This window comes from Kineosporiaceae bacterium SCSIO 59966 (assembly GCA_020881835.1).
GTDB lineage: Bacteria > Actinomycetota > Actinomycetes > Actinomycetales > SCSIO-59966 > SCSIO-59966.
Map to the genome: position 1 here is coordinate 828,667 of CP052876.1, position 12,377 is coordinate 841,043.

The following is a 12,377-nucleotide window of genomic DNA, read 5'->3' on the forward strand; positions in this document are numbered from 1 at the left end:
AGAGGACCGCTCAGTCCCTGGCCCGGCGCAGCCACAGCGCGCCGAGCGGGGGTACCCGCAGCGTGGCCGAGGCGGCCATCCCGTGCCACGGCGTCTCCTCGGCCTGGACCCGGCCCAGGTTGCCGACCCCCGAGCCGCCGTACCCCTCGGCGTCGGTGTTGAGCACCTCGTCCCAGGCGCCGGCAGCGGGCATGCCCACCCGGTAGCCCTCGTGCGGGACGCCGGCGAAGTTCACGACGCAGACGAGCTCGTCGCCCTCCCGGTCGCGGCGGACGAACGAGAACACGTTGTGGGTCGTGTCGTTGGCGTCGATCCACTCGAAGCCGGCCGGGTCGAAGTCCAGGCCCCACAGGGCCGGGGTCTGCCGGTACAGCCGGTTCATGTCCCGCACCATGGCGTGCGCGCCGGCGTGCAGCGGCTGGTCGAGCAGCCACCAGTCCAGGCTGCGGGACTCCGACCACTCGGCCTCCTGCCCGAACTCCGCGCCCATGAACAGCAGCTGCTTGCCGGGGTGCGCCCACATGAACGCGAGGTAGGCGCGCAGGTTCGCCAGCTGCTGCCAGCGGTCGCCCGGCATCTTGCGCAGCAGCGAGCCCTTGCCGTGCACGACCTCGTCGTGACTGATCGGCAGGACGAAGTTCTCGCTGAACGCGTACATGAGCGAGAACGTCATCCGGTGGTGGTGGTACTGCCGGTGCACCGGGTCCTCGGCGACGTAGCCGAGGGAGTCGTGCATCCAGCCCATGTTCCACTTCAGCCCGAAGCCCAGGCCGCCCACGTGGGTGGGCCGGGTGACGCCCGGCCAGGCGGTGGACTCCTCGGCGACGGTGACGATGCCCGGGACGCGCTTGTAGGCGGTGGCGTTGACCTCCTGGAGGAACTCGATCGCCTCCAGGTGCTCCCGGCCGCCGTACCGGTTCGGCACCCACTGCCCGTCCTGGCGGGAGTAGTCGAGGTAGAGCATCGAGGCGACCGCGTCCACCCGCAGCCCGTCGACGTGGAACTCCTCCAGCCAGTACAGGGCGTTGGCGACGAGGAAGTTGCGGACCTCCTTGCGTCCGTAGTTGAAGACCAGCGTGCCCCAGTCCGGGTGCTCTCCCTTGCGCGGGTCGGGGTACTCGTACAGCGGCTCGCCGTCGAAGCGCGCGAGGGCAAAGGAGTCCTTGGGGAAGTGCGCGGGCACCCAGTCCATGATCACGCCGATCCCGGCCTGGTGCAGCCGGTCGACGAGGTACCGGAAGTCGTCCGGGTGGCCGAACCGCGCCGTCGGGGCGTAGTAGCCGGTCACCTGGTAGCCCCACGACCCGCCGAAGGGGTGCTCGGCCACGGGCATGAGCTCCACGTGCGTGAACCCGGTGTCGACGACGTAGTCGACGAGCTGGTCTGCGAGCTCGCGGTAGCCCAGGCCGACGCGCCACGACCCGAGGTGCACCTCGTAGACGCTCATCGGGCCGGTGTGCGGGTCGGTGCGGGCGCGCCGGTCCATCCACTCGGCGTCCTGCCACTCGTAGTGGCTCTCGACGACGACGGAGGCGGTGGACGGCGGGACCTCGGTGCCCTGGGCCATCGGGTCGGCCTTCTGCCGCCACTGGCCGTCGCGGCCGAGCAGCTCGTACTTGTACCGGGTGCCCGCGCCGGTGCCCGGGACGAAGATCTCCCACACCCCGGTCGAGCCCAGCGAGCGCATCGCGTGCGAGCGCCCGTCCCAGTGGTTGAAGTCGCCGACCACGCGGACGGCCTGCGCGTTGGGTGCCCACACGGCGAACGACGTGCCGGTGACCTCACCGAGCGGCCCGGAGTAGTGGCGCACGTGGGCGCCGAGCACGGTCCACAGCTGCTCGTGCCGGCCCTCCCCGATGAGGTGGAGGTCGACCTCGCCGAGCGTCGGCAGGAACCGGTACGGGTCGTCCACGAGCTGCGGGTCGTGGCCGGCGTAGACCACCTCGAGCCGGTAGTCCGGCACCTCCGGGACGCCGAGCACACCGACCCACACGCCCTCGGCCTCGTGCCGCAGCGGGGTGCGCCCGGCGTCGGTGACGACGGTGACGGACTCCGCCAGCGGGCGCAGCGTCCGCACGGTCACCGCACCCTCGTGCACGTGCGCGCCGAGCACCGAGTGCGGCATCCAGTGCGAGCCGGAGGCGACGCGGTGCAGCTCCTCGGCGGCGACCGGCCGCGGCGTGGGCGTGGGAGTGGCGGAGCGGGGGTCGTCAGCCATGCCCGTCAGTCTGTCGGTCCCGGGCACCGGCGGCAAAGGGAGCGCTCAGCCGAGCAGCCGGCGCACCGCGTGCAGGGGGACGTCGACCCACGCCGGTCGGTTGCGGCTCTCGTAGACCACCTCGTACAGGGCCTTGTCCAGCTCGAGCGCCGCGAGCAGGTCCTCGTGCTCCCGCGGGTCACGGCCTGCCTGGGCGGCGTAGCCGTCGCAGAACGCGTCCCGGGCGGCGTCCGCCCACGCGTCGGCGGCCGCCTCCGCCCCCGGGTCGTCCCGCCCGACGGTGACGTGCCGGGCGGCGTAGTCGAAGGACCGCAGCATCCCGGCGACGTCCCGCAGCGCCAGGTCCGGCCGGGTCCGCTCCTCGAGCGGACGCAGCGGCTCCCCCTCGAAGTCCAGCAGCACCCACCCGCGGCCTGGCGCGTGCAGCACCTGGCCGAGGTGGTAGTCGCCGTGGACCCGCTGCAGCGGTGGCAGGTCGGTGAGCAGGTCCAGGCGGTCCCGGTGCGCGCGGAGCTGCTCCGCCCACCCGCCGAGGGCGTCGCTGGAGCGCTGCGCCCAGGCGATCCGGTCCCGCAGCCCGGCGAGGAGCGCGGCCCGGACCTCCTCGTCGGCCTCGGTCGTGCCGAACGCCTCGGCCAGCGCCAGGTGGACCTCCGCCGTGGCCTCGCCCAGGCCGCGCGCCTCGGCGGTGAAGTCCCGCCCCTGCTCGACCGCCGCGGTGGCCTCGCGCCAGGCGTCCTGGCTGCCGGGCAGGAACTCGGTGGCGACCGCCAGCTGCCCGGACTGCTCGGTGCCGTCCCTCGCCGTCCAGCGGCCCTCCAGCCAGCCGACCAGGCCGGGCACGTGCCGGGTCCCCTGCGCGGCCAGGGCGGCGAGCACCTCGACGTCCGGGTTCGCTCCTGGGTGCAGGGTGCGGAACACCTTGACGATGAGCGGGTCCGCCGGCCGGCCGTCGTCCAGGGGGGTGTCCCCGACGATGATGCTCGTGTTCGACTGCTCCCCGGACAGCACCCTCGAGACCGCGCTGCCCTGCCAGCCGGTACGACCGGGTGCCGGCTCCAGCGCGCCGAGCAGGGCGTCGACGAACGCGGGGTCGTGCGGTCCGTCGTAGACCCAGGCCGGGCCGGTCCCGGGGCGGTCGGTGCGGCCCAGGAGCGCCGGCCCGGCGCCGTCCAGCGGACGGGAACGGAACGTCAGCGGCACCTGGACGACGTCCCGGCGGTCGCCGGAGTCCAGCTCGACGACCACCGTCTCCACGACGGCGTCCGGGTCGGGGGACGGCAGCGCCAGCGCGCCGGCCCGGCGCAGGGCGACGCCGCGTCCCTTGGCCGGGTACCAGCGCTGAGCGGGCATCCACCGGTGCAGCAGCCGGTCCAGGTCCTCGACCGGCGGGTCGGGCACGGCGCCGTGGCTCCCAGGGGCGCCGTCGCCGGTCACGACGTCACCCGCAGCCAGAAGAAGTCCCGGGACCCCAGCGTCATCGGCAGCCTCCCGTCGTCGCCCACCTTGGGGAAGCCGGCCCCGCCGAAGAGGTCCTCGAGCTGGGCGCCGGCGTGGTCGGGCAGCTGCAGGGTCGTCGCCTGCGGTGTGCTCGACAGGTTGTTGACGCACAGCACGGTCTCGGGCTCGCCGTCCTCGCCCTCGGCCGGCCGGTGGACCCGCAGGTAGGCGAGCACCGCCTCGTTGTCCGCCGGGACCGCGGCGAAGTCACCGAGTCCGAACACCGGGTGCCGCCGGCGGACGGCGAGCATGCCGCGGACCCAGTGCAGCAGCGACGACGACGTCGCCAGCTGCGCCTCGACGTTGACGTTGTTGTAGTGGTAGACGAGCGACTGCACGACCGGCAGGTACAGCTTGCCCGGGTCGGCCGTGGAGAACCCCGCGTTGCGGTCCGGGGTCCACTGCATCGGGGTGCGGGAGGCGTCCCGGTCCGGCAGCCAGATGTTGTCCCCCATGCCGATCTCGTCGCCGTAGTAGAGGCACGGGCTCCCGGGCAGGGAGAGCAGCAGCGCGTTGATGAGCTCGATCTCGGCGCGCGAGCCGTCCAGCAGCGGCGCCAGCCGGCGACGGATGCCGATGTTCGCGCGCATCCGCGGGTCCGGCGCGTACCAGCCGTACATCGCCGCCCGCTCCTCGGTGGTGACCATCTCCAGGGTGAGCTCGTCGTGGTTGCGCAGGAACGTGCCCCACTGGCCGCTGCGGGGGATCCGCGGGGTGTCGGCGAGGATGTCGAGGATCGGCGCGGCCTTCTGGTCGCGCATGGCGTAGAAGATCCGCGGCATCACCGGGAAGTGGAAGCACATGTGGCACTCCGGCTCGTCCTCGGAGCCGAAGTACTCCACGACGTCCCTGGGCCACTGGTTGGCCTCGGCGAGCAGCACCCGCCCGGGGTACTCCCGGTCCACCATCGCCCGCAGGTCCTGCAGCAGCCGGTGGGTGCGGGGCAGGTTCTCGCAGTTCGTGCCCTCCTCCTCGAAGAGGTACGGCACGGCGTCCAGCCGGAAGCCGTCGATCCCCAGGTCCAGCCAGAACCGGACGACGTCGAACACCGCCTCCACGACGTCCGGGTTCTCGAAGTTGAGGTCGGGCTGGTGGCTGAAGAACCGGTGCCAGTAGTACTGCCGGCGGACCGGGTCGAACGTCCAGTTCGACGTCTCGGTGTCGACGAAGATGATCCGGGCGTCGGAGTACCGCTGGTCGGTGTCGCTCCACACGTAGAAGTCACCGTACGGCCCGTCCGGGTCGCTGCGGCTGGCCTGGAACCAGGGGTGCTGGTCGGAGGTGTGGTTCATCACCAGGTCGGTGATGATCCGCAGCCCGCGGGCGTGCGCCTGGGAGACCAGCTCGGTGAAGTCGGGCAGGGTGCCGAACTCCGGCAGCACGGCGCAGTAGTCGCTGATGTCGTAGCCGCCGTCCCGCAGCGGGGAGGCGTAGAACGGCGGCAGCCACAGGCAGTCGACACCGAGCCACTGCAGGTAGTCCAGCTTGCCGATCAGGCCGGTGAAGTCCCCGGAGCCGGACCCGTTGGAGTCGGCGAACCCGCGGACGAGCACCTCGTAGAAGACTGCCTTCTTGTACCAGTGGGGGTCGTGTCGCAGACCGGGCGCGGTGACGTTGAGCCCCTCCACGCTCAGGCCCTCCTGACGTGGACGACGTGCGCGGGGTTCTCCGGGTCGAGGCGGACGAAGACGTGCTCGCCCCAGCTCCAGGTGTGCTCGCCCAGCAGGTCGTGGGCGACGAAGGTGTCGTGCCAGTCCAGTCCGAGCGCGGGCATGTCCAGGTGCAGCATCGTCTCCCGGGTGGAGTGCGGGTCGAGCAGGACGACGGTGACCACGACGTCCTCGACGCCGGTGGGGGACTGGTCGGCCGGCACCCGGCGGGAGTAGGCCAGGACGGCGTCGTCGTCGGTGCGGTGCACGACCGCCCCCCGCAGCCGCTGCAGCGCCGGGTGGGCCCGGCGGATGGCGTTGAGCCGGGTGAGCAACGGCTCCAGGCTGCTGCCCCGCTCCAGCGCACCCTGCCAGTCCCGGGGCCGCAGCTCGTACTTCTCGTTGTCGATCTGCTCCTCGGCGCCGGGCCGGGCGACGTTCTCGACCAGCTCGTAGCCGGAGTAGATCCCCCAGGTGGGGACCATCGTCGCGGCGAGCACCGCGCGCAGCCGGAAGGCGCCCGGTCCGCCGTACTGCATGTACGGGGTGAGGATGTCGTGCGTCGTGGGCCAGAAGCTCGGTCGCAGGTAGTCGGCGGTCTCCTCGGACAGCTCGAGGAGGTAGTCGCCGAGCTCCTGCTTGGAGTGCCGCCAGGCGAAGTACGTGTACGACTGGTGGAAGCCGACCTTGGCCAAGGTGCGCATCATCGCCGGCCGGGTGAACGCCTCGGACAGGAACACGACCTCGGGGTGCCGGGCGGTCACCTCGGCGATGAGCCACTCCCAGAACTCGACCGGCTTGGTGTGCGGGTTGTCGACGCGGAACAGCGTCACCCCGTGGGACACCCACAGCAGGACGACGCGCAGCACCTCCTCGTAGATGCCGCGGGGGTCGTTGTCGAAGTTCAGCGGGTAGATGTCCTGGTACTTCTTCGGCGGGTTCTCGGCGTAGGCGATCGACCCGTCGGCGCGGGTGGTGAACCACTCGGGGTGCTCGCGCACCCAGGGGTGGTCGGGGGAGCACTGCAGGGCGAGGTCGAGGGCTACCTCGAGGCCGAGCTCGCGGGCCCGGGCGACGAAGGCGTCGAAGTCCTCGAACGTGCCGAGGGTCGGCTCGACGGCGTCGTGCCCGCCGTCCGGGGAGCCGATCGCGTAGGGGGAGCCGGGGTCACCCGGCTGCGCGGTCAGCGCGTTGTTGCGGCCCTTGCGGTTCGTGGTCCCGATCGGGTGCACCGGGGTGAGGTAGACGACGTCGAAACCCATCCCGGCGATCCGGGGCAGCGCCTCGGCCGCGGTGCGCAGGGTCCCCGAGCGCCACTCGCCGGTGGCCGGGTCGCGCTGTGCGCCGTGCGAGCGCGGGAAGATCTCGTACCAGGAGCCGACGAGCGCCCGCTCCCGCTGCACCCGCAGGCCGAGCGGCTCGCTCCGCGTCACGTGGTTGCGCACCGGCAGCCGGGCCAGCGCGGCGTGCACCTCGGGGGAGGTGCCGGCGGCGAGCCGGGCCTGGGCCGGACGGTCGGTGTCCCGCAGGCCCTCCACCGCCGCCCGCAGCACCGCCGCTCCCTCGGCGTCGCGGCCCTCCTGGGTGGCGGCGCGCTCGAGCAGCAGCGCGCCCTCGGTGAGCATGAGCTCGGTGTCGACGTCCGCGGCGACCTTGATCACCGCGTCGTGCTCCCAGGTGCCGTACGGGTCGTCCCAGCCCTCGACCCGGAAGGTCCACTCGCCCTCGGCGTCCGGGACGACCCAGGCCCGCCACCGGTCGGTGCCGGGCTCCGTCGGCTGCATCCGCACCCGGGTGTGCTCCGAGCCGTCGGGCCGCAGCAGCACGGCGGTCGCGGCGACGGCGTCGTGCCCCTCGCGGAAGACCGTCGCGGTCACCGGCACGGCCTCGCCGACGACGCAGCGGGCCGGCCAGCGGCCGCAGTCCACGCTCGGGCCGACGTCCAGGACGGGGATCCGGCCGACGCGGGTGCCGGTCGCCGGGTGAGGGGGTGTGGGAGCGGTGACCTCGCTCCGGGGGGACCGGCGTGGGGTGCGTGTGTCGCTCACCCGCGGAAACCTACCGAGACGGGGCGGGCACCGGCACCCGCACGGCGCCGCCGCGCCGGTACGCCGGCCGCCGGCGCCACCAGAGGGCTGAAAGAACTTGCGGTCGGAGCAAGGACACGGCACGGGGGTGGTCTGCGAGCGACCGCGGGCGCGTACCCTGACCGCCCGTGAGAGCGATCCGCCGGTTCACCGTCCGCACCGTCCTGCCCCAGCCCGTCGAGGCGCTCGGCGAGCTGGCCCTCAACCTGCGGTGGTCGTGGCACCAGCCGACCCGGGACCTCTTCGCCGCCATCGACCCGGCCCGCTGGGAGGCCGTGCACCGGGACCCGGTGGCCCTCCTCGGTGACCTGCCGCCGGAGCGGCTCGAGGAGCTCGCCGCCGACGACGCGTTCGTCGCCCGCGTCCAGGACGCCGCCGCGGACCTGCACCGGTACCTGACCGAGCCGATGTGGTACCAGGGACTGGAGGGCTCCCCGCCCGCGGCCATCGCCTACTTCTCCCCGGAGTACGGCATCACCTCCGTGCTGCCGCAGTACTCCGGCGGCCTCGGCATCCTGGCCGGGGACCACCTCAAGAGCGCCTCGGACCTCGGCGTCCCCGTCGTCGGGGTCGGCCTGCTGTACAAGAGCGGCTACTTCAAGCAGGCGCTGACCCGCGACGGGTGGCAGACCGAGACCTACCCGGTCACCGACCCCGACGGGCTCCCGCTGACCCTGCTGCGGGACGCCGACGGCACGCCCGCCTCGGTCACCGTCGAGCTGCCCGGCGGCCGTGAGCTGACCGCGCACGTGTGGAAGGCCGACGTCGGGCGGGTCCCGCTGCTGCTGCTCGACTCCGACGTCCCGTCCAACGACGAGGCCGCCCGCACGGTCACCGACCGGCTCTACGGCGGCGGCGGGGAGCACCGGCTTCAGCAGGAGATGCTGCTCGGCATCGGCGGGGTCCGGGCGCTGCGGCTGTGGTCGCGGCTGTCCGGCGCCCCGGCCCCGGAGGTGTACCACACCAACGAGGGCCACGCCGGCTTCCTCGGCCTGGAGCGGATCCGCGAGCTCGTCGCCGCCGGCCTCGAGTTCGACGCGGCGCTCGAGGCGGTCCGGGCCGCCACCGTGTTCACCACCCACACCCCGGTGCCGGCCGGGATCGACCGGTTCGGCCGGGACCAGGTCGAGCTGTACCTCGGCGACTCCGACGTCCTGGCCGGCGTCCCCGTCGAGCGGGTGCTGGCGCTCGGCGCGGAGGACTACGCGGGCGGCGACCCGACGGTGTTCAACATGGCGGTGATGGGTCTGCGGCTGGCCCAGCGCGCCAACGGCGTCTCCCAGCTGCACGGCCGCGTGAGCCGGGCGATGTTCAACGGTCTGTGGCCGGGGTTCGACCACTCCGAGGTGCCGATCACTGCGATCACCAACGGCGTGCACGCGCCGACGTGGGTGGACCGCCGGGTCTACGAGCTGGCGGCCGAGCACGTCGGTGGCCGGCCGGGCCCCCGCTCGTTCGAGCACGTCGACGACGTCCCCGCTGCCGCCATCTGGAACGCCCGGCGGGAGATGCGCGAGCAGCTGGTCCGCGACGCCCGCCGGCGGGTGCGGGCCTCCTGGCGGGAGCGCGGGGCCACGGACGCCGAGCTCGGGTGGGTGGACGACGTCCTGGACCCCGACGTGCTGACCATCGGCTTCGCCCGCCGGGTCCCGACCTACAAGCGGCTCACCCTCATGCTGCGGGACCCGCAGCGGCTGCGCTCGCTGCTGCTGGACCCGGAGCGGCCCGTCCAGATCGTCATCGCCGGCAAGTCGCACCCCGCCGACGAGCAGGGCAAGCGGCTCATCCAGCAGATGGTGCGGTTCGCCGACGACCCCGGGGTGCGCCACCGGATCGTGTTCCTGCCGAACTACGACATCGAGATGGCGCAGACCCTCTACCCGGGCTGCGACGTCTGGCTCAACAACCCGCTGCGACCGCTCGAGGCGTGCGGCACCTCAGGGATGAAGGCCGCCCTGAACGGGTGCCTGAACCTGTCCGTCCGCGACGGGTGGTGGGACGAGTGGTTCGACGGCGAGAACGGGTGGGCGATCCCGACCGCCGACGGGGTCGAGGACCCCGACCACCGCGACGACCTGGAGTCCGCGGCCCTGTACGAGCTCATCGAGTCCCAGATCGCCCCCCGGTTCTACGACCGGGACGCCGACGGGCTGCCCCGGCGCTGGCTGGAGATGGTCCGGCACACCCTGGCCAGCCTGGGCCCCAAGGTGCTCGCCACCCGGATGGTCGCCGACTACGTTCGCCAGCTCTACCTGCCCGCCGCGCACGCCCAGCGGTCGCTCAACGGCCCGCGGTACGCCGGCGCCGCCGAGCTCGCCGCCTGGAAGCGGCGGCTGCGCGCGGGCTGGCACGGCGTCCGCGTCGACCACGTCGAGTCCTCCGGGCTGGGCGACTCCCCGCAGGTGGGTGAGGTGCTGCACGTCAACGCCTACGTGTCGCTCGGCGACCTCGACCCCCGGGACGTCGCCGTCCAGGTGGTCCACGGCCGGGTCAGCGAGAACGACGAGCTGACGGACGTGCGCACCGAGACGCTCGCGCACGTCGAGGCCTACGAGGCGGGGCGGCACCACTTCGCCGGTGACGTCACCCTGCGCCGGACCGGCCCCTTCGGGTACACCGTGCGGGTCGTGCCACGGCACGAGCACCTCGCCAGCGTCGCCGAGACCGGTCTGGTCGCGAACGCCTGACCGGGGCGGGGCGCGCTGCCCGGCTCAGCCGGCGGCGCCGTAGAGCCGCATCGACAACGCCGTCACCGGCACCGAGGTCCCGCCGGCCTGCGTCTCGCCGTCCTGCCCGGCGTCCCGGGGGCTGCGCCAGGCGCTGTCCCACAGCAGCTGCCAGGCCCGTGCCCACGGCGGGCCCGGCAGCAGCACCGGTCCGTCGTCCAGGTCCCCGTGCAGGACCAGCAGCAGCGAGGTGCCAGGTCCCTCGCCGTCCAGGTAGGCCTGCAGGGTGCGCAGGCCCGGGTCGTGCCACCGGGCGTGGTCGATGGGGGCCGCGTCCGGCCCGAACCAGGCCAGGTCCCGGGTGCCGTCGGGGTGCACCGGCCGGCCCGCCCAGAAGGTGTCCCGGCGCAGGACGGCGTGCTCGCGGCGCAGCCGCAGCAGCTCGCGGACGGTGGCGAGCAGGTCCTCCCGCCAGCTGCCCGGCACCGCCGCCCAGTCGAGCCACGTCGTCGCGTCGTCCAGGCAGTAGGCGTTGTTGTTGCCGAGCTGGGTGCGGCCGATCTCGTCGCCGGCGGTGAGCATCGGCACCCCGGCGGACAGCAGCAAGGTGCCGAGCAGGTTGCGCGCCGAGCGCCGCCGGACCTCCTCGATGACGTCGCCGTCGGGCCCCGGCGGCGCCCAGCCCTCGGTCCCGTGGTTCCAGCTGCGGTTGTCGGGGTGGCCGTCGCGGTTCCCCTCGCCGTTGGCCTCGTTGTGCTTGTGCTCGTAGGCGGTGAGGTCGGCCAGGGTGAAGCCGTCGTGCGCGGTGACGTAGTTCACCGAGGCGTGCGGTCCCCGGTCGCCGGCGGTGAACAGGTCCGCCGAGCCGGCGACCCGGGTGGCGAGCTCGCGGACCCCGTGGCCCGGGCCGTGCCCGCGCTCCAGGCGCGCCGGGTCGGCCAGCCAGAAGGTGCGCACCCCGTCCCGGAACCGGTCGTTCCACTCGGCGAACGGCGGCGGGAACTGCCCGGTTCGCCACCCGTGCGGCCCGACGTCCCACGGCTCGGCGACGAGCTTGACATCGGCCAGCACCGGGTCGGCGCGGGCCGCGACGAGAAAGGGGTGGTCCGGGTCGAAGCCGTTGCGCCCGCGTGCCAGCGTCGTGGCCAGGTCGAACCGGAACCCGTCCACGCCGAACGCCTGCACCCAGTAGCGCAGCGAGTCCAGGGCCAGCTGCACGACCCGCGCGCTGGTGAAGTCGAGGGTGTTGCCGCAGCCGGTGACGTCGACCGCGCCGCCCGAGCCGTCGAGCAGGTAGTGCGCGGCGTGGTCGACGCCCTTGAGGCTCAGCACCGGGCCGTGCGGACCTCCCTCGGCGGTGTGGTTGTAGACGACGTCGAGCAGCACCTCCAGCCCGGCGGCGTGCAGGGCGCGGACCGCGTCGTGCAGCTCGTCGAGCACCGCCTGCGGGCCCGCCGCCCGCGCCGCCGCGCTGGCGTACCGCGGTTCGGGGGCGAAGAACGCCAGGGTGTTGTACCCCCAGTAGTTGCGCAGCCCCCGCCGGACCAGCGCCGGCTCGTCGGCGATCGCGTGGACCGGCAGCAGCTCGAGCGTCGTGACACCCAGGTCGAGGAGGTGGCCCACCACCGCCGGGTGCGCCAGCGCCGCGTAGCTGCCGCGCAGCTCCTCCGGGACGTCCGGGTGCCGCATGGTCAGGCCGCGCACGTGCGCCTCGTAGACGACCGTGTCGGCCCACGGCACGCGCGGCCGCTCGGCCGGGTCCGCCACCGGCGCCCGGACGACGACCCCGTGCGGCACGTGCCCGGCGGAGTCCCGCTCGTCCCGCACGTCGCCCGGCCGCGGCGCCCAGGTGACCGGGTCGACCTGCTGGCCGAACACCTCCGGCCCCCAGCGCACCCGTCCGGTCACCGCCCGGGTGTACGGGTCCAGGACGAGCTTGGCGGGGTTGAAGCGGTGCCCCGCGGCCGGGTCCCACGGGCCGTGCACCCGCAGGCCGTACCGCTGGCCCTCGGCGACACCCGGGAGCACGTCGTGCCACACGCCGTGAGTGCGCCGCCGCAGCGGCAGCCGGCGCTCGGTGAGACCACCTCCGGGACCGCCGTCGAGCAGGGCCACCTCGACGGCGTCGGCGTGCGGGGCGTGGACGGCGACGTGCGCGCCACCGTCCCGCAGGTGCAGGCCGAGGGGCCAGGGACCGGAGCGTTCCACGGCGCGCAAGTCTGCCCCAGGGCCGGTCCCGGGCCGTGCCCGGTCGCGG

The 12,377-nt window shown here is 73.8% G+C and carries 4 protein-coding genes and 1 pseudogene; 1 reads left to right on the plus strand and 4 read right to left on the minus strand.

Annotated elements, in window-relative coordinates; all coding sequences use genetic code 11:
• Positions 1-10: 10 nt before the first annotated feature.
• The 3 genes and pseudogenes from glgB to HJG43_04030 form a co-directional block, all read right to left on the minus strand.
• Positions 11-3,571 (minus strand): annotated as a pseudogene (gene glgB, locus HJG43_04020) (1,4-alpha-glucan branching protein GlgB).
• An 80-nt stretch (positions 3,572-3,651) separates the two neighbouring features.
• Entirely contained in the window at positions 3,652-5,346 is a 1,695-nt protein-coding gene (gene treS / locus HJG43_04025) for a maltose alpha-D-glucosyltransferase (GenBank protein UER53860.1), read from the minus strand.
• 2 nt (positions 5,347-5,348) lie between these two features.
• Positions 5,349-7,415 carry an alpha-1,4-glucan--maltose-1-phosphate maltosyltransferase gene (locus HJG43_04030; protein ID UER53861.1) on the minus strand — a complete coding sequence of 689 codons (2,067 nt, stop codon included), beginning with the start codon at positions 7,413-7,415 and terminating at the stop codon, positions 5,349-5,351.
• Between the two features lie 167 nt (positions 7,416-7,582).
• Between HJG43_04030 and glgP the strand changes: the two genes are divergently transcribed.
• A complete protein-coding gene (gene glgP, locus HJG43_04035) occupies positions 7,583-10,141 on the plus strand; it encodes an alpha-glucan family phosphorylase (GenBank protein ID UER53862.1) in 2,559 nt (852 codons plus the stop codon).
• Positions 10,142-10,165: 24 nt separating this feature from the next.
• On the opposite strand, the gene glgX is transcribed toward glgP, so the two are convergent.
• Positions 10,166-12,298 carry a glycogen debranching protein GlgX gene (gene glgX / locus HJG43_04040; GenBank protein ID UER55689.1) on the minus strand — a complete coding sequence of 711 codons (2,133 nt, stop codon included), beginning with the start codon at positions 12,296-12,298 and terminating at the stop codon, positions 10,166-10,168.
• Positions 12,299-12,377: the final 79 nt, after the last annotated feature.